The organism is Pseudonocardia cypriaca (assembly GCF_006717045.1).
Classification (GTDB): Bacteria; Actinomycetota; Actinomycetes; order Mycobacteriales; family Pseudonocardiaceae; genus Pseudonocardia; species Pseudonocardia cypriaca.
This window is the reverse complement of record NZ_VFPH01000001.1, coordinates 555,643-573,293: the sequence shown is the minus strand read 5'-3', so window position 1 is coordinate 573,293 and position 17,651 is coordinate 555,643. Positions and strand designations below refer to the sequence as shown.

Annotated in this window: 19 protein-coding genes; 11 read left to right on the top strand and 8 right to left on the bottom strand. The window is 73.0% G+C overall.

The window, feature by feature from the left end:
- Positions 1-9 precede the first annotated feature (9 nt).
- Entirely contained in the window at positions 10-1,683 is a 1,674-nt protein-coding gene (locus FB388_RS02705) for an alkaline phosphatase family protein (protein ID WP_246121527.1), read from the top strand.
- Here the strand turns inward: FB388_RS02705 and FB388_RS02700 are convergent.
- Positions 1,643-2,566, bottom strand: a complete 924-nt coding sequence (locus FB388_RS02700; RefSeq protein WP_142096404.1) for an arginase family protein — start codon at positions 2,564-2,566, stop codon at positions 1,643-1,645. The genes FB388_RS02705 and FB388_RS02700 overlap by 41 nt on opposite strands.
- Positions 2,567-2,585: 19 nt before the next feature.
- Here FB388_RS02700 and FB388_RS02695 point away from each other — a divergent pair, with 19 nt between their 5' ends.
- The 5 genes from FB388_RS02695 (at position 2,586) to FB388_RS02675 (ending at position 7,621) form a co-directional block, all read left to right on the top strand.
- The gene (locus FB388_RS02695; protein WP_211361733.1) at positions 2,586-3,695 is read left to right on the top strand and encodes a sensor histidine kinase; all 1,110 of its coding nucleotides are present in this window, start codon (positions 2,586-2,588) and stop codon (positions 3,693-3,695) included.
- The gene (locus FB388_RS02690; RefSeq protein ID WP_142096398.1) at positions 3,692-4,345 is read left to right on the top strand and encodes a response regulator; all 654 of its coding nucleotides are present in this window, start codon (positions 3,692-3,694) and stop codon (positions 4,343-4,345) included. The genes FB388_RS02695 and FB388_RS02690 overlap by 4 nt, the downstream gene beginning before the upstream one ends.
- Positions 4,346-4,437: 92 nt before the next feature.
- The gene (locus tag FB388_RS02685) at positions 4,438-4,824 is read left to right on the top strand and encodes a hypothetical protein (RefSeq protein ID WP_142096395.1); all 387 of its coding nucleotides are present in this window, start codon (positions 4,438-4,440) and stop codon (positions 4,822-4,824) included.
- Positions 4,825-4,826: 2 nt separating this feature from the next.
- On the top strand, positions 4,827-6,143 hold the full coding sequence (locus tag FB388_RS02680) for a DJ-1/PfpI family protein (RefSeq protein ID WP_142096393.1): 1,317 nt from the start codon (positions 4,827-4,829) through the stop codon (positions 6,141-6,143).
- 74 nt (positions 6,144-6,217) lie between these two features.
- A complete protein-coding gene (locus FB388_RS02675; protein WP_142096390.1) occupies positions 6,218-7,621 on the top strand; it encodes an APC family permease in 1,404 nt (467 codons plus the stop codon).
- 75 nt (positions 7,622-7,696) lie between these two features.
- Here FB388_RS02675 and FB388_RS02670 read toward each other — a convergent pair whose 3' ends face one another.
- The 4 genes from FB388_RS02670 to FB388_RS02655 all read right to left on the bottom strand — a co-directional run bounded on the left by FB388_RS02670 (position 7,697) and on the right by FB388_RS02655 (position 10,840).
- Entirely contained in the window at positions 7,697-8,569 is an 873-nt protein-coding gene (locus tag FB388_RS02670; protein WP_246121525.1) for a YihY/virulence factor BrkB family protein, read from the bottom strand.
- 52 nt (positions 8,570-8,621) lie between these two features.
- Positions 8,622-9,671, bottom strand: a complete 1,050-nt coding sequence (locus tag FB388_RS02665) for an SPFH domain-containing protein (protein ID WP_170225443.1) — start codon at positions 9,669-9,671, stop codon at positions 8,622-8,624.
- Positions 9,672-9,673: 2 nt separating this feature from the next.
- Positions 9,674-10,114, bottom strand: a complete 441-nt coding sequence (locus tag FB388_RS02660; protein ID WP_246121523.1) for an NfeD family protein — start codon at positions 10,112-10,114, stop codon at positions 9,674-9,676.
- A 108-nt stretch (positions 10,115-10,222) separates the two neighbouring features.
- Positions 10,223-10,840 (bottom strand): dihydrofolate reductase family protein, encoded by a 618-nt coding sequence (locus FB388_RS02655; RefSeq protein ID WP_142096380.1) that lies wholly within the window; start codon positions 10,838-10,840, stop codon positions 10,223-10,225.
- A gap of 52 nt (positions 10,841-10,892) precedes the next feature.
- Here FB388_RS02655 and FB388_RS02650 point away from each other — a divergent pair, with 52 nt between their 5' ends.
- From FB388_RS02650 to FB388_RS02630, 5 genes are all read left to right on the top strand, one after another.
- Positions 10,893-11,552, top strand: coding sequence for a response regulator transcription factor (locus FB388_RS02650; protein ID WP_142096377.1), 660 nt, complete (start codon positions 10,893-10,895; stop codon positions 11,550-11,552).
- The gene (locus tag FB388_RS02645) at positions 11,552-12,931 is read left to right on the top strand and encodes a sensor histidine kinase (RefSeq protein WP_142096374.1); all 1,380 of its coding nucleotides are present in this window, start codon (positions 11,552-11,554) and stop codon (positions 12,929-12,931) included. The genes FB388_RS02650 and FB388_RS02645 overlap by 1 nt, the downstream gene beginning before the upstream one ends.
- Positions 12,928-13,860, top strand: a complete 933-nt coding sequence (locus FB388_RS02640) for a TAXI family TRAP transporter solute-binding subunit (protein WP_142096371.1) — start codon at positions 12,928-12,930, stop codon at positions 13,858-13,860. Before FB388_RS02645 ends, FB388_RS02640 begins: the two co-directional genes overlap by 4 nt.
- 193 nt (positions 13,861-14,053) lie before the next feature.
- A complete protein-coding gene (locus tag FB388_RS02635) occupies positions 14,054-15,376 on the top strand; it encodes an Nramp family divalent metal transporter (RefSeq protein WP_142096369.1) in 1,323 nt (440 codons plus the stop codon).
- A gap of 151 nt (positions 15,377-15,527) precedes the next feature.
- On the top strand, positions 15,528-15,965 hold the full coding sequence (locus FB388_RS02630) for an Hsp20/alpha crystallin family protein (protein WP_142096366.1): 438 nt from the start codon (positions 15,528-15,530) through the stop codon (positions 15,963-15,965).
- Positions 15,966-16,007: 42 nt separating this feature from the next.
- Here the strand turns inward: FB388_RS02630 and FB388_RS02625 are convergent, their stop codons facing one another.
- From FB388_RS02625 to FB388_RS02615, 3 genes are all read right to left on the bottom strand, one after another.
- Complete coding sequence (locus tag FB388_RS02625; protein ID WP_246121521.1) at positions 16,008-16,337, bottom strand: MerR family transcriptional regulator; 330 nt, start codon at positions 16,335-16,337, stop codon at positions 16,008-16,010.
- Between the two features lie 215 nt (positions 16,338-16,552).
- Entirely contained in the window at positions 16,553-17,131 is a 579-nt protein-coding gene (locus FB388_RS02620) for a Uma2 family endonuclease (protein ID WP_246121519.1), read from the bottom strand.
- Between the two features lie 89 nt (positions 17,132-17,220).
- Positions 17,221-17,643: a low affinity iron permease family protein gene (locus tag FB388_RS02615; RefSeq protein WP_211361732.1), complete on the bottom strand. Its 423-nt coding sequence runs from the start codon at positions 17,641-17,643 to the stop codon at positions 17,221-17,223.
- Positions 17,644-17,651 lie beyond the last annotated feature (8 nt).

Genomic DNA, 17,651 nt, shown 5'->3' with positions numbered 1-17,651 from the left:
CGCGAGCAGATGATCCTGCGACGCCCGGCCGGCGCCGAGACGGAGCCGCCGCGATGGCGGCCCTTCGTGGCGCGGCTGGTCACGGTGCTGGCCGCCCTGCTCGTCCTCATCGCCCTCGTGGCTCCGGACACGATCGCCGACCTCACCCCGGCCGCGTTCCTGCGACTGCCCGCCGAAGCCCTGGTCGGCGTCGCCGCCCTGCTCGTGCTCCCCGCTCGGGCCCGCAGGCCGGTGGCGGTCGTCGGCGGGGCCGTGCTGGGCGTGCTCACCGTCCTGAAGATCCTCGACATCGGTTTCTCCGCGGTGCTCGCCCGCCCGTTCGACCCGGTGCTCGACTGGGCGCTGCTCGACGACGGCCTCGGTTTCCTCGGTTCGTCGACCGGCACGGCCGGGCAGGTGGCCGCGGTCGCCGCCGCCGTCGGCGTGACGATCGGGGTGCTCGTCCTCGTGACGCTGGCGGTCGTGCGGCTGGCTGGCGTCGCGGTGCGGCACCCGCGCCCCGCGACCCGCGCCGTCGCGGTGCTCACGCCCGTGTGGGTGGCGTGCGCCGTGCTCGGTGCGCAGCTCGTGCCGGGCGTGCCGATCGCGTCGGCCTCCGCCGCTGTCGCCGCCGAGCAGCGGGCGCTGCAGGTGCCGGCGAGCCTGCTCGACCAGGGCAGCTTCACCGCGGCGCTCGCCGCCGACCCGTTCCGCGACGTGCCCGCCGACCAGCTGCTCACCGCGCTGCGCGGCAAGGACGTCGTGATCGCGTTCGTCGAGAGCTACGGGCGCAGCGCGATCGAGCAGCCCGAGCTCTCCGGGCCCGTCACCGCCGCGCTCGACGCGGGGAACGCGCAGCTGGCCTCCGCCGGCTTCGCGACCCGCAGCGGCTTCCTCACCTCGCCGGTGGCGGGCGGCAGCAGCTGGCTCGCGCACGCCACGATGCTGTCCGGGCTGCGCGTCTCCAACCAGGCCCGCCACGACGCCCTCATGGCGAGCGACCGCCTCACGCTCGTCAACGCGTTCGCCAAGGCCGACTGGCGGACGGCCGCCGTCATGCCGGGCACCACCGGTGAGTGGCCCGAGGCCCGGTTCTACGGCCACCAGCGCGTCTACGACTTCCCGTCGCTCGGCTACCGCGGGCCCGACCTCGGCTGGGCGAGCGTGCCGGACCAGTACACGATGTCGGCCTTCGAGCGCATGGAGCACGCGCAGCCCGACCGGCCGCCGCTGTTCGCCGAGATCGCGCTCGCCTCGAGCCACATGCCGTGGCCGCTCATCCCGCCGGTGATCGGCTGGGACCAGGTCGGCGACGGCTCGGTCTACCAGACGTTCACGACCGGCGAACCGCGCGACGCGGTGTGGGCCAAGGGCACCGAGGCCGTCCGTTCCGCGTACAGCCGCTCGATCGCCTACTCCCTGCAGACCCTCGTGTCGTGGGCGCAGAACTCCGGCGACGACGACCTGGTGCTCATCGTGCTCGGCGACCACCAGGCGGCGCCGGTGATCGTCGGGCCGGACGCCGGGTACGACGTCCCGACCTCGATCATCACTCGCGACCGCGGTGTGCTCGACCGCATCGCCGGGTGGGGCTGGGAGGACGGGCTGCGGCCGAGCCCGCAGGCCCCGGTCTGGCCGATGGAGGACTTCCGGGACCGCTTCCTCACGACGTTCGGGATGGGCCCGGTGCCCGAGTCGCACTGATCAGAGCCTCGACCAGGACGTCCGCGAGCAGCCGGGCGCCGTCGCCCGGCTCGTCCAGGTCGGGGTCGTAGATCGCGAGGTCGAGGCCGGCGACCCGCGGGTCGTTCAGGAGCGGCACCAGCGTCTCGACGAGCTCGGCGGGCTGCAGTCCGCCGGGATCCGGGCTGTCGACCGCGGGCATGACCGACGGGTCGAGGACGTCGGCGTCGAGGTGGACCCAGATCCGGTCGACGCCGGGCGCCATCGCCCCGAGGGCCCGCTGGGCCGCCGCGGCGCAGCCGGTGGCCCGCATCTCCTCGACCGTCGCCAGCACGGCGACCGCCTCCCTCGCCTCAGGCAGCAGCGGGTCGCCGGGCTCGTGCATGCCCAATGCCGCCGCGTCGGCGTCCCGGACGTAGGGCCGCAGCCCCTCGATGTCGGTCAGGTCCGGCTGCCCGCGCCCGGTGACCAGCGCCAGCCCTTCACCGGCCGCGGCGCCGACGGACGGCGAGTTGCCCGGGTGCCGGAAGTCGGAGTGCCCGTCGATGTAGACCAGGCCAGTGCGGCCGCCGCGGCGCAGCCCCAGCAGCGTGCCGAGCAGGATGCTGCAGTCGCCGCCCAGCACGAGCACGAACGCGCCCGGCGTCGCGCACCGCTCGACGCGATCCGCCAGCCGGGAGGAGTAGCGGGCGATGGCGGCCGCGTTGAACACCCCGTCCCCCTCCGCCCAGTCGCCGCGGTCGTAACGAGGTGGGGTCACCACCCCGCCGTCCCGGGCGCCGAGCCGCGCGAGCAGGCCCTGGTCGCGCAGCGCGCCTGCGAGCTTGTAGCAACCGGGCACGGTGCCGGGCCGCGGTGGGCGCAGCCCGAGGTTCGACGGCGCGTCGACCACAACGATGCTCATGGCCCCTAGGGTGGCACCCGTGAACCGGGCGCTCGCGGTGCTGACAGGCGGCGCGTTCCTCACGCTGGTGATCGCGGTCGTCGGGTCGGGCGGCCCCCTGACCGCGCTACCGGTCGGCGCGGCGTACACGCTGCTCGCCACGGCCGGCTTCCGGTGGGTGCGCAGGCGTGGGCGGCTGCCGTGGTCGGCCGCGTACGTAGTGGTCCAGTTCGCGCTGGCCTTCTCGACGTTCGCGCTGCAGCCGGGCGTGGCCACCACGCTCTTCTTCGTGGTGCTGGTGAGCCAGTGCGTGCTGGTGCTCCCGCGCCCCGCCGTCGTCGTGCTGGTCCTGCTCATCCCGTTCGCGCACGCGCCGATGGAGTCGTGGCAGGCGGCGCTGCGGGAGGGCGTCGGGCTGTTCGCCGCGGTGGTGTTCGCCGCGGTCATCACCGAGCTGCTGCAGCGGGAGCAGCAGCTGCGCCGGGACCTCGCCGAGGCGCACGAGCAGCTGCGCGACTACGCGGCGCAGGCCGAGCGGCTGGCCACCGCCCAGGAACGCAACCGGGTGGCCCGCGACATCCACGACGGGCTCGGGCACTCGCTCACCGTCGTGCAGATGCAGGTCAAGGCCGCCCGCGCGGTGCTGGCCGCCGACCCGGCGAAGGCCGACCCGGCGGCGGTCGATGCGGTGCTCGCGAAGGCGCAGCAGCAGTCGGAGGAGGCGCTGGGCGAGGTGCGCCGTTCGGTGCGTGCCCTCCGCGACCCGCGCGCCACGGAGCCGCTCCCCGAAGCGCTCCGCAGGCTCGCCGAGGAGGCCTCCGCCGTGGGCGTGCCCACCCGGCTCGACGTGTCGGGCACGCAGCGCCCGCTCCCCGACGACGCGCGGGAGGCGCTGTACCGAGCCGCTCAGGAGGGCCTCACGAACGTCCGCAAGCACGCGCGCGCCGGCCGCGCCGACCTGCTGCTGCACTACGGCGAGACCACCGTCCGCGTCGCGGTGCGCGACGACGGCGTGGGCACCGGCGACGGGCACTCACCGGGGTTCGGCCTGGTGGGGCTGCGGGAGCGGGCCGCGCAGATCGGCGGGCAGCTGCGCGTCGAGTCCACGCCGGGTGCCGGCTGCACGCTGACGATGGAGGTACCGGGGTGACGGTGCGGGTCCTGCTCGTGGACGACCAGGCCCTCTTCCGCGAGGCCCTCGCGACGCTGCTCGCCGTGCACGAGGGTGTCGAGGTTGTGGGCGAGGCGGGCGACGGCGACGAGGCACTGCGCAGGGCCGCCGAGCTCGCCCCCGACGTGGTGCTCATGGACCTCCGCATGCCCGTGCTGGACGGCATCGGGGCCACCCGCAGGCTGCGCGTCGAGCAACCGGGGGTCCGGGTCATCGCGCTCACCACGTTCGACGACGACGAGGACGTGTTCGCGGCCCTGCGCGCGGGCGCGGTCGGCTACCTGCTCAAGGACGTGTCGTCGGCGCGCCTCGTCGAGGCCGTGCACGCGGCAGCCCGCGGCGAGTCGGTGCTGCAGCCGTCGGTGGCCGCCAAGGTCGTGGCCCGGTTCGCGCAGCTGCCCGACACCGCACAGCCGGAGCGCCCGCAACCGCTGGTGGTACCCCTGTCGGACCGCGAGCTGAGCGTGCTCCGCCTGCTGGCCGACGGCCGCAGCAACCGGGAGATCGCCGCGGAGCTGTTCCTCGCCGAGGGCACGGTGAAGAACCACGTGACGAACGTGCTGGCGAAGCTCGGCGCCCGCGACCGCACCCAGGCGGCGCTGCGCGCCCGCGCCCTCGGGCTGCTCTGACGGTCCTGCCGCCGGGTCATGGTCAGGGTCATGACCCGGGTCATGACCTCCGGCACATGGCTCGGACGCCTTCCGGCGGGAGCCTTTCGGTCATGACAACCACGCACCCCCGCTCCAACACCCGCAAGCTGATCCGCTTCGCCGCCCACTACGTCGAGATGGTCGTCGCCATGATCGTCGGGATGGTGGCGCTCGCCCCGCTCTGGCCCGCCGAGTGGGTCGCGCGGCCGGACGTGCACGCGATGACGATGGCCCTCGACATGACGATCGCGATGGCGCTGTGGATGCGCATCCGGCGCCACTCGTGGCCGCGGACCGCCGAGATGAGCGCGACGATGTTCCTGCCGTTCGCCGTGCTGCTGGTGCCGTACTGGCTGGGCGCGATCTCCGCGATGACCGTGATGGTCGCCGCCCACGTGATCATGTTCCCGCTGATGCTGGCCCTCATGCTGTGGCGCCGCACCGACTACTGGCACTGATCATGAACATCGTCCTTCGCCGCGCTGCCCGTGCCCTCGTCGTCCTGGTCGCGGCCCTGCTCCTGCCCGCGGGGTTCGCGGCGGTCTCCGCGACCGCGGCCTTCGGCGCCCACTACGCGCCCGGACCGGAGTGGGTCCTCCCCGCGGCCGCCCCGGTCCGGCACGATCCCGCCAAGCCGACCGCCGTGGTGGTCGTCGGCTCGCTGGGCGCCGAGGTGTCCGACACCCTGGCCCCGTACGAGATCCTCTCCTCGACCGGCCGCTTCAACGTCTACACGGTCGCGCCGCAGCGCACGCCCGTCCCGCTGACCGGTGGGCTCGACCTGGTCCCCGACCTCACCTTCGACCAGCTGGCCGACCTGGCCGCTCCGTCCCTCGTGGTCGTGCCGGCCCTGCCCCGTCTCGACGCCCCCACCACCGACACCGTCACCGGCTGGCTGCGGGCGCAGGCCGACCGCGGTGCGCAGCTGATGTCGATCTGCAACGGCGCCGGGGTGCTCGCGTCCGCGGGCCTGCTCGACGACCGACCCGCGGCCGCGCACTGGATGCGGCTGCGCGGGCTCGCGGCGGACCACCCGCAGGTGCGGTGGGTGCCCGGGCAGCGCTTCGTCGACGACGGGAACGTCGTCACCACCGCCGGGATCCTGTCCGGCGTCGACGGCACGCTGCACGTCGTCGAGCGGCTGCTGGGTCCCGCGGCCGCCCGCGACGCCGCCGCGGCCATCGGCTGGCGGCACCACGGAGCGGGTACCCCGGCGGTCACGGGCATCCCGGTGCCCGACCCCGCCGCGATCCTGAACGCCGGCTTCCACCCCGACCCGCCGACCGTCGGTGTGGCGCTCATCGACGGTGTCGGCGAGATCGAGCTCGCCTCGGTGTTCGACACGCAGGCGTGGTCGCTGGCCACGCGCCTGCACGCCGTGTCCCTGGACGGGGGTCCGGTGCGCTCCCGGCACGGGCTGACGTTCCTGCCCCGCGCCGACCTGGCGAGCGCCGCGCCGGAGCTCGACCGCCTGCTCGTGCCCGGCGACGGTGCCGTGGGAGCGGTGGAAGGCGGCCCGGAGCCCGAGTACGTGCACGACGGGTCCGAGTTCGCGTTCGACGCCACCGTCACCGACCTGGCCCGCAGCACCGACACCGCCACCGCGCGCTGGGTGGCGACGGTGCTCGAGCTGCCCACCGACGAGCTCGCCCTCGACGGGCCCGCGTGGCCATGGCTCCCAACGCTCGTCCTCGTCGGCCTCACCCTGCCGGGCGCCGGGCTGGCGGTGGCGTTCCTGCGGCGCCGGGCCACCCCGGTCCCGGCCGACGCGCGATGATCGTGGTTTCCGTTGCATCAAATCATCACCAAGATCCTCGACGGGCGGCGTGGCAGCCGTCACACTCACTCGCCATGGTGGACTCAGCCCCGGCGCAGGCCCAGCCCGAACTCAAACGAGCCATCGGACCCCGCCTCCTGCTCTTCTTCGTGGTCGGCGACATCCTCGGCACCGGCATCTACGCCCTGACCGGTTCCGTGGCCGCCGAGATCGGCGGCGCCCTCTGGGTGCCGTTCCTGGGTGCGTTCGTGGTCGCGTTCCTGACCGCGTTCAGCTACCTGGAGCTCGTCGGTAAGTACCCGGGCGCGGGTGGCGCGGCGCTCTACACGCACCGCGCGTTCAAGGTCCACATCCTGACGTTCATGGTGACGTTCACGGTGATGTGTTCGGGCGTCACGTCCGCCGCGTCGGCGGCCAAGGCGTTCGGCGACACCTACCTCAAAGAGTTCGCGGTACTGCCGCTCTGGATCGTCGCGCTGGCCTTCATCGCGGGCCTCGCGGTCATCAACTACCGGGGCGTCGGCGAGTCGGTCAAGGCGAACGTGCTGCTCACCTGCATCGAGGTGACCGGGCTCGCGATCATCATCATCGCCGGCCTGTGGGCGATCGGCGCCGGGCAGGGCGACGCCGGCCGGCTCGTCGAGATCAACACCGGTGGCGAGACCGGACTGTGGGCACCGTGGTTCGCGATCACCACCGCCGTCTCGCTCGCGTTCTTCGCCATGGTCGGGTTCGAGGACTCGGTGAACATGGCCGAGGAGACGAAGGACCCGGTGAAGATCTTCCCCAAGGCGATGCTGCTCGGCATGGCCGTGGCGGGCACGATCTACGTGATCGTCGCGATCGTGTCCTCGATGCTCGTCCCGGCGGAGGAGCTCGCCGCGGCCAAGAGCGGAGCCCTCCTGAAGGTGCTGCAGGTCAGCGCACCCGGCTTCCCGCTGCAGCTGTTCGCGGCGATCGGCCTGCTCGCGGTGATCAACTCGGCGCTGATCAACATGCTGATGGCGAGCCGGCTGCTCTACGGCATGGCCAACGAGCGAGTGCTGCCCACCGTGTTCGCCACCGTGCACCCCACCCGCCGCACGCCGTGGGTGTCGATCCTGTTCAGCAGCGCGATCGCCTACATCCTGGTGATGAGCGTCGACATCAGCGTGCTGGGTGGCACCACCGCGCTCCTGCTGCTCGTCGTGTTCACCATCGTCAACATCGCCGTGCTGGTGCTGCGCAAGCACAAGGTCGAGCACGAACATTTCCGCGCCCCCACCTGGGCGCCGTTCCTCGGCATCGTCCTGTGCTTCTTCCTGGCCACCCCGCTGTCCGGCCGCCCGTTGATCCAGTTCGCCATCGCCGGCGTGCTGCTGGTGATCGGCCTGGTGCTCTGGCTGATCAACCACCTGGTGGTGGGGAGGGTGGAGTTCGACCCGAGCCACCTCGACGACAGCCGGGAGCACCCGCACCCGCGCGACCCGCAGAGGTAGCACTCCACAAACCCCGTACGGACTTCACACAAGGCGGGCCTTGTGTGAAGTCCGTACTCGTTCTGTGAAGTTGCCTCAGACCCCCGGGGCGGTCGTGCCCCGCCGGCCACGGCGGCGCAGGGGGGCCGGCCGGACCGTCTGGATCGACGCGTTGAGGTAGGCGCCGAGGATCACCGCCAGCGCGATGAAGTACATGCCGAGCAGGAAGGCGATCGGCGCCGCGAGCGCGCCGTACGTGTAGCCGGTGCCGGTGATCCAGTCGAGGTACAGCCGCAGGCCGGTGGCGCCCACCAGGAAGACGACGGCTGCCAGCACCGCCCCGGGCAGGCCGCGGCTCCACGGCGGCTTGAACGGCAGCGCGATCTTGTACAGCGTGGTGAGCGCCAGCACCAGCACCACGACGACCACGGGGAGGTAGAGGACGTTCACCACGTCCCGCGCCGCCGGCTCGACGGCGTCGGGCACCAGCGGTAGCAGCCGGTCGGGCCCCAGTGCCGCGACCGGCAGCAGCACGATGCCGACGGCGAGGCCCGCCAGGTAGAGCAGGATCCCGAGGGTGCGCTGCCAGACCCAGCTGCGCACCGGGTACTGGTCGTGGGCGCGGGTGATCGCGTCGACGAACGTGGCCATCGCCGAGGAGCCCGACCAGAAGCTCAGCACGAACCCGATCGAGACGACCTCACCCCGCGCGGTCGTGAGGATCTCGGCCACGGTGGGGATGATGATCTGGTCCATCGCGTTGCGGCTGAACACCCCGCCGCTGATCCGGATGATCCACTCCTGCACGGCCACGACCGTGTCCGGACCGAACCAGCGCTCCGCGTACCCGAGCAACCCGAACAGCCCGAGCAGGAGCGGGGGCAGCGACAGCGTCTGCCAGAACGCCGCCGAGGCGGACTGGCCGAGCACGTCGTCGTCCCACGCCCGTCTCAGCAGTCGGGTGATCACACGCCGGGCGGGTCTCGGCTCCCGCGCGGCGCCGGGCACGGCCAGGGCTGCTCTAGTCGCCGGCCGGCGCAGGCCGCGGCTGCCCGCCGTTGGTGTGCGGGATGCCGTCGGGAACGGCGGCATCGGCGACCGCTTCGGCCGCGGCTTCCTCGGCCTTCGCCGCGTCCTCTGCCGCCCTGGCTGCCAGGTCGTCGCTCGGGCGCTGGTCCAGGGTGGCCGGCGAGCGCGGGACGGCCTCGGTGAAGGCGCGCGACACCCCCTGCAACGCGGAGGTGACCTCGCTGGGGATCACCCAGAACGTGTTGCCCTCCCCCTGCGCGAGCTGCGGCAGGACCTGCAGGTACTGGTAGGCGAGCAGCTTCGGGTCGGGGTCGTTGCGGTGCACCGCCTGGAACACCTCGTCGATCGCCCTCGACTGGCCCTCCGCCTTGAGGATCGCGGCGGTGCGGTCGCCCTCCGCGCGCAGGATCGCCCCCTGCTTGTCACCCTGCGCGGTCAGGATCTGCGACTGGCGCTGGCCCTCGGCGGACAGGATGGCTGCGCGCTTGTCCCGCTCGGCGCGCATCTGCTTCTCCATCGCGTCCTTGATCGTCTTCGGCGGGTCGATGGCCTTGATCTCCACCCGGTTGACCCGCAGCCCCCACTTGCCGGTGGCCTCGTCGAGCACGCCGCGGAGCTGGCTGTTGATCCGGTCCCGCGAGGTGAGCGTGCACTCCAGGTCCATCGACCCGACCACGTTGCGCAGCGTGGTGACCGTGAGCTGCTCGACGGCCTGCAGGTAGCTGGCGATCTCGTACGCGGCGGCGCGCGGGTCGGTGACCTGGAAGTAGAGGACGGTGTCGATCTCGACGACCAGGTTGTCCTCGGTGATCACCGGCTGCGGGCGGAACGACACGACCTGCTCGCGCAGGTCGATCATCGGGTAGACGCGGTCGATGTAGGGGATCACGAAGTTCAGCCCTGGCTGCAGCGTGCGCTGGTACCTGCCGAGCCGCTCGACGTTGCGGGCCCGGGCCTGCGGCACGATCCGGACGGTCCGCATCACGGTGACCACCGCGATCAGGGCGATGAGCAGACCCGTGATGATCAGGGCCAGGTCCATGGTCACTCCCTGGGGTAGACGACGGCGGTGGCCCCGTCGATGTGCAGGACGCCGACCGTGGCGCCGGCCGGGATGACGACGGAGTCGTCCATCGCCCGCGCGGTCCACTCCTCGCCGCCGATCCGGATGCGCCCGTCCCGGCCGGTGACCTCCTGCACGACGTACCCGGGCTTGCCGACCAGCGCCTCCACCCCGAACGGGGCGCCACCGCGCGGACCCGTCAGGTGGCGCCGCGCGACCGGGCCGAGCAGCCCGACGCCCGCCACGGCCGCGCCGGAGAACACGATGAGCTGCATCGGCACCGGCAGCCCCGCGGCCGCGCCGAGCGCCGTGATCAGGGCTGCGCCGCCGAGGATGCCCAGAGCCGCGGTGAGCGTGAAGATCTCCAGCACGACGAGACCCACCGCAGCGATCAACCAGATGACCCACATGTCCATGGCCATCGGACCCTCCCGCCCACGACAAACGGGGGCTGACCACCTCAGTATGCGCCGCCGGACCTGGGAGAAGAAGGCCGATCGCCCGGCGGCAACGCGCCCGGAGGTGGACCCTCAGCTCCCGCTCCGGTAGCGCAACCACACGATCCCGTCCGCGAGCGGCTCGGCCGAGATCAAACCGAACCCGCCGGTGCCCGACGCGTGGCCGTGCCAGAGGCGATGGCCGGGGCCGGCCAGGCGGGGGTGGACGAGCAGGCTGATCTCGTCGACGAGGCCGCGGTCGAGCAACGCGCCGGTGAGCCCGCCACCGCTGTCGACCCGGACGACCCGGGCGGCATGCCGCTCGCCGAGCACGGCCAGCGCCGCCGCGAGGTCGACCCGCTCGGCGCCCACGACCAGCTCGGGGACCCCACCGGGCGGCCGCGGCGGGGTGGTCTCGGCGTGGAGCGCGAGCACCCCGGACCAGTGGCCCACCGCCCCCAGCGCCGCCCACTCCCGCACGCGCCCCCTGCCGTCCACGACCGCGAGCAACGGGGCACCGGCGGGCGCGGGCACGCGCGGAGCCTCCCGCAGGGCTGGCTCCTGCGCGAGGATCGTGTCGGCGCCGGCGAGCGTGACGTCCTCCGCCCAGGTGCCGGCCAGCTCGTAGAAGAGCCCGATCGCCGGGGTGAAGCCGGTGGTCGCCCCGTCGAGCGTGACCGCGACGTGGACGACCACGTGCGGTCGTGCCATCGCTCCAGCGTAGGTCGTGCACCCGACGAAACGGCCGTGGCAGGCTCTGCCGGTGCGGGTGCTGGTGGTCGAGGACGACGACGGGGTGGCCGGCGCGGTGGTGGAGGCGCTCGCGACGCACGGTCACCGCGTCGAGCGGGTGGGGCGGGCGGCGGACGTGTGGCCGCACCTGCGCGACGCCGACCTCGTGCTGCTGGACCTCGGCCTGCCCGACGGCGACGGCATGGACGTGCTGCGCAGGATCCGCCGCATCACCCCCACTCCGGTGCTGGTGCTAACGGCCCGGGACGCCGAGCGGGACGTCGTGCGCGGCCTGCGCCTCGGCGCCGACGACTACCTCGTGAAGCCGGTGCGGCTGCGGGAGCTGCTGGCGCGCGTGGAGGCGGTCGTACGCCGCACGCGGGCCGCGAACGTCATCGCCGACGACGTGGTGGAGATCGAGGATCTGCGGGTCGACCTGGCCGCCCGCCGCGCCACGGTCGCTGGCCAGGAGGTCGCGCTCACCGCCAAGGAGTTCGACATACTCGCCGCGCTCGCGCGTCGACCGGGCGCGGCGGTGAGCCGCCAGCAGCTGCTCGACGAGGTGTGGGGCGACGCGTACCTCGCCGTGTCCCGCTCGCTGGACGTGCACCTCGCGACGCTGCGGGGCAAGCTCGGCCGGCCGGGCCTGCTGGCCACCATCCGCGGGTTCGGCTACCGGCTGGGTGGCTGATGCGCCGGCGGCTGTTGGTCGTGCTGTCGGCGTTCGCGCTGGCGGCCGTCGCGGGGTTCGCGGTCCCCCTGCTGCAGAGCACCGCGGCCGGGCGCACCCAGGAGTTCGTGCTCACGCGGGCGGGCGATCTCGACCGGTTCGCCGCGCTCGCCCAGCAGGCCACCGGCCCGGCCGGGGCGGCAGCGCTGGACCGGGAGGTGCAGGCCCACCACGCCGTCTACGGCGAGGGCGTCGCGGTCGTCGACCGCGCGGGCCGCGCGATCGTCGAGGCCGGGCTGCGCGCCGACGACCCGGCCGTCGCCGCGGCCGTGAACGCGGCGCTGCGCAACCAGCCCGCTGTCCGCCCGGTCGCGCTGCGGCCGTGGTCGACCGACCCGATCCTGCTCGCCCGCCCGATCGGCACCGGCACCCAGGTGGGAGGTGCGGTCGTGCTCAGGGCGGAGCCCGCCGCAGCGGCCGCCGACATCACCGTCGCGTGGGTCGCCGTGCTGCTCGGGGCGCTGCTGGCCGCCCTCGCGTGCGCGGCGCTCGCACTGCTGCTCGCCCGCTGGGTGCTGCGCCCGATCCGCGAGCTCGCGGCGGGCGTCGGGGAGGTCGCGGCGGGCCACCCGGGCGCCCACGTGTCCCCGCGGGCGGGCCCCGCCGAGCTGCGCGATCTCGCCACAGCCTTCAACCGCATGTCGGACGCCGTCGCCACGAGCGCCGAGGAGCAGCGCCGGCTCGTCGCCGACACCTCGCACCAGCTGCGCAACCCGCTGGCCGCGCTGCGGCTGCGCGTCGACACCCTCGACCCGCACGTCGCCCCGGCCGGCCGCAGGACCTACCGCTCCACAGTGGTGGAGCTCGACCGGCTCGAGGCGCTGCTCGACGGGCTGCTCGACCTCGCGTCGGCCGAGAGCCGGGCCACCGCCCTCGCCGCAGCGGCCCGGCCCGGCGACCGCGTCGAGCTCACGACCGTCGTCGCGGAGCGCCTCGACGCCTGGCGGCCGGTCGCGCGCGAGGCCGACGTCCGGTTGGTCACCGGGTCGGCTCCGGGGCCCGTAGAGGCGGCCTGCACGGCCTCTGAGGTGGAACAGCTGCTCGACGTGCTGCTGGACAACGCCGTCAAGTACGCCGGTCGCGGCGCCACCGTCGAGGTCGCCCTCAGCCGCGATGACGGGCGCGCGCTGCTCGAGGTGCGCGACGACGGGCCCGGCCTGCCGGCCGAACAGCTGCAACAGGCCACTCAGCGGTACTGGCGCGCACCCGGCAGCGCGGCCCGCGGCTCCGGCCTCGGCCTGCCGATCGCGGAACGCCTGGTCACCGCGCGCGGCGGCACTCTGCGCGTGTCGTCGCCGCCGGCTGCTGGGCTCGTCGTGACGATCGAGCTGCCGGCATGAGCAAGGTCTCGCGCCGGGCGCTGCTGCGCGGGTTGCTCGCCGCGCCGCTCGTTGGCGGCTGCACGAGCGGGACGGCGCACCCCCTCGCGCTCGCCGCGGGCGAGCCGGGCGGGTTCTACGTCGAGTTCGGCGAGCTGCTCGCCGCGGCGCTCGGGGCGGCCGGCCTGCCCGCCACGGTCGAGAACACCGGGGGCAGCGTGGAGAACATCGAGCAGCTCCGCGACGGTGCGGCCGCGCTCGGGCTCGCGCTCACCGACATCGCGCTCGCCGCCAGGAGCGGGGAGGAGCCGTTCGGCGCGCCGGTGCCGCTGCAGGCGATCGGCCGCGTCTACGAGAACTACATGCAGCTGATGGTGCGGGCCGAGGACCCGGCAGCGGGCACCGCCGACCTGGCAGGCCGCCCGGTGTCGCTCGGCGCCGTCGGCTCCGGGGCGGCCGTGTTCGGGGACCGGCTGCTCGCAGCGGCCGGCATCGCCGCGGACGTGACCCGGCGGCCGCTGCGCGACGCCGTCAGCGCCCTCGAGGCGGGGACCACCGACGCGCTGCTGTGGTCGGGCGGCGTGCCGACGCCCGCACTCGCCGAGCTCGCGGCCCGGCGCCCCGTCCGGCTGCTGCCGCTCGCCGAGCACCTGCCGCAGCTGCGGTCCCGCCACGGCGACGTATACGGGCCCGTCACCGTGCCGGCCGACGCGTACGGACCAGCAGCGCCGGTGCCGACCGTCGGCGTCGCGAACCTGCTGGTCTGCACCCCGGCGCTGCCGCCGGAGACGGCGGGGGCGGTGGCGCGCACGCTCGTGGCCGCGGCCCCCGACCTGGTGCCGGAGTCGGCGCTGGGCACCCAGTACCTCGACCAGCGCTCGCTGATCGGCACCGGTGAGATCCCGCTGCACCCGGGCGCGGCGGCTGCGTACCGGGAGCTGCACGGATAGCCGAGCAGGACCCCGCGTCGGCGCCTCGGAGGTTCAGGAAAGCCACGTTCCTGAACCTGCAGGACAGGAACGTGGCGTTCCTGAACCTTGCGCGGCGTCGCCTAAGAGCCCGTAAAGATCGTGCGCGGTCGCCGTCCGGCCGATCTACGGTCGGCGGGCGACAGTCCCCCGGCATCGACGAGGAGCGGGAGCGATGACTACTTCGGACGCCAGGACGGCGAGCCCACCCATCGGGTTCGGGGCGAAGGTCAAGCAGGTCGGGCCGGGGTTGCTCGCCGCGGCCGCGGGCGTCGGCGCCGGCGACCTGGTCGCCACGATGGTGGCAGGCGCCCGGTTCGGCACCGTGCTGCTGTGGGCGGCGGTCCTTGGCGCGGTCCTCAAGCTGGCGCTCGCCGAGGGGGTCGGCCGCTGGCACCTCGCGTCGGGTTCGACGCTCCTGGACGGCTGGCGGCGGCTGGGTCGCTGGGCCACCGTCTTCTTCGGCGTCTACATCGTGATCTGGGGCTTCGTGTACGGCGCCACCGCGATGTCGGCGGTGGGGCTCCCGCTGAACGCCCTGTTCGGCGGCCTCGACGTCCGGTACTGGGCCATGATCGCCGGGGTCGTGGGGCTCGTGCTGGTGTGGCTGCAGCGCTACGAGATCTTCGAGAAGTTCATCACCGTCCTGGTGCTGATCAAGTTCGTGTCGGTGGTCTCCGTGGCCTTCCTCGTGGCGCCCGACCTCCTGGACCTGGCCGGTGGCCTCGTCCCCCGGCTGCCGGACGGCTCGGTGGTCTACGTGCTCGGCCTCATCGGCGGCGTCGGCGGCACGATCACGATGGCCGCGTACGGCTACTGGATGATCGCGAAGGGCTGGAAGGGCACCGGCTGGCTGTCGATGATGCGGCTCGACAACGCCGTCGGCTACACCATGACCGCGATCTTCGTGATCGCGATGCTCATCGTCGGCGCCAACCTGCTGCTCGGCCAGGACCTCACCGAGAACGACCGGGGCCTGCTCGTCCTCGGCGCCGAGCTCGGAACCCGCTACGGCGACTGGGCGCGGATCCTGTTCCTCGTCGGGTTCCTCGCGGTGACCACCACGTCGCTGCTGGGCGTGTGGAACGGTGTCAGCCTGCTGTTCGCGGACTGGACGCGCACGATCCGCCTGCCACACGGCGCGGCGGCCGAGGTGGGGGCCGAGTCGCTGCGGACCGAGCACTCCACCGCGACCGAGACGGGCTACGAGGCGAGGGCGGCCGAACGCAGCCTGCCGTTCCGCGCCTACCTGGTCTGGCTGACGGTCCCGCCGATGGGGCTGCTGTTCTTCGACCGCCCGTTCGCGCTCACCCTGGTCTACGGCGTGCTCGGGGCCGCCTTCATGCCGTTCCTCGGGATCACGCTCATGATGCTGCTGAACTCCAAGCGGATCGCGGCCGACGGCCGGTCGAGCTGGCTGTCGAACGTGCTGCTCGGGGCGGCGTCGGCGCTGTTCGTCGTGCTGCTGGTGGCGGACCTCTGGAACCGGTTCGGCTAGTGCTGCAGCCGTGGATCGTGTCGAGCTTGGACCAGCCAGCGCATGACTATGACCTCTTGCGCCGCAAGAAACCTGTAGCTACCATTGCAGATATCCGAGCGACACCCAGCGCTCGGGAAGCATCGCGCGATCATGAAAGGAGCGACCTGCGATGCTGATGCGCACCGACCCGTTCCGCGAACTCGACCGGCTCACCCAGCAGGTCTTCGGCAACACTCCCGGCACGTGGTCCCGGCCGAGCGCCATGCCGATGGACGCCTTCCGCGAGGGTGACCACTTCGTCGTCTGCTTCGACCTGCCCGGGGTGCCCGCCGAGGCGATCGAGCTGGACGTCGAGCGCAACGTGCTCACCGTGAAGGCGGAGCGGCGCCCGTTCTCCGGCGAGAACGTGGAGATGCAGGTGGCCGAGCGGCCCCTCGGGGTGTTCTCGCGCCAGCTGTTCCTCGGCGACACCCTCGACACCGACCACATCGACGCCTCGTACGACGCGGGCGTGCTCACGCTGCGCATCCCGATCGCGGAGCGGGCCAAGCCGCGCCGCATCTCCATCGGCGCCAGCGGCAGCGAGCCCAAGCAGATCGACGCCTGACAGCGCACGCAGTTCGCAGTTCGAGTTGGCGGCCCCGACCGGTCAGCGGTCGGGGCCGTCGCCGTTCCGCGCCCCGAGCCGGGACTCCAGCTCCGCGATCCGGGCGCGAGCCGCACTCAGGTCGTCCTGCAGCGCCACGATCCGGGCCGCCGCGTCGAGGTTCAACCCTTCGTCGAACAGGGCGCGCATCCGGGTGGCGAGCACCAGTTGCCGCCGGGAGTAGCGCCGGTGACCGCCACCGGAGCGCATGGGAGTGAGGACGCCCGCGGCGTCCAGGCTGCGCAGGAACGCCGGCTGCACGTCGAGCAGCTCCGCGGCCTGCCCCATGGTCACCGCGGGGTAGTCCTCGTCGTCGAGCCGGTCGACTCCCACCGAGGAACCCTCCCCCACACATGACCGGGCCCGGTCGTCACGACCGGGCCCTTGGATCAACATGACAACGGTATAGATGATCTTGATGCTCGACTGCCGTCCAGGCGACCACCTCCCGAGTCACTCGTGCTTCCGCGGAAGCTCGTGCAACGTGCCAGAAACTGTAGTCCCGACTGGAGATCGGGTCAAGCACCCGACGGAAGAAGACTGACGGATCAACGCAAGCTGCGGAGATCGACCTCGACGGGGAACGGCTCGGTGGCCGTGAACGTCCCGGTCACCACGCCGTCGTCGGCGTAGCCGAACTCGCCGGCCTGGTGGCAGGCCAGCAGCGACACCGGCTCGGCGGGGTCCACCATCCAGTAGTGCGGGATGCCGGCGTCGGCGTACTCGCTGCGCTTGAGGACGTGGTCGGTACGAGCCGATCCGGGCGAGACGATCTCGACAACGAGGATGACCTCGGACGCCCGGAGCACGCCCCCCTCGTGACGCACCCGCAGGCGAGCCTCCTCGGTGGCGACGAGCAGGTCCGGCCTGCGCACGGTGCCGGGCCCGTCCGGCGGCACCAACTGCAGGTCGACATCGAGATCCGTGACGACCCGCAGACCCTCGGGCAGCCGGGCCCGGAGGGCCACAGCCAGCTCCAGGGCGGCGTTGTTGTGGTCGAACGCTGGGCTCGGCGACATCAGCAACCGCCCTTCCACCAGCTCGCTGTAGCCGAGCTCGATCTCTCCGATCTCGAGGTACTCGGCCACTGTCAGCAGGTGTCGCGGGGCGACCGGCTGGATCGTCACGGGCCCTCCTCCCTGGAAGCTCCGATTCTTGCAGAGCGAGGGAGGCGTTCCCGTCATTTCGAGGCAAGCGTCGGACCGCGAGGGCGGCGTCAGTCCTCCGCGCTCTCCCGGTCCTCCAGACCCACTGCCTTGCGCAGCTCCACGCAGTCGTCGCGCAGCTCCGGGTGGTCACCGGCGAGCTCGTCCATCAGGTCCGACAGCCCGTCGGCGATTGCGTTCAGCTTCTTCTGCACGGCGTCGTCGGCGCGCTTCTGGGTGTTCTGCAACAGTGCCACCAGCAGGAACGTCACGATCGTCGTGGCCGTGTTGATGATCAGCTGCCAGGTGTCGATGCTCGGCAGCACCACGAACGACGGTGCCCAGAGCACGACGAGCAGCACGCAGAACACGAAGAACCAGGGCCGGGACACGAACTCGTTCACCGCCGACGCGAACCGGTCGAAGATCGACAGCTTCCCGGTCACGCTCGACGGCATCTCACCGTCGTGCTTGCGCACCTCAGTGGCCGTCATCGCCGCCT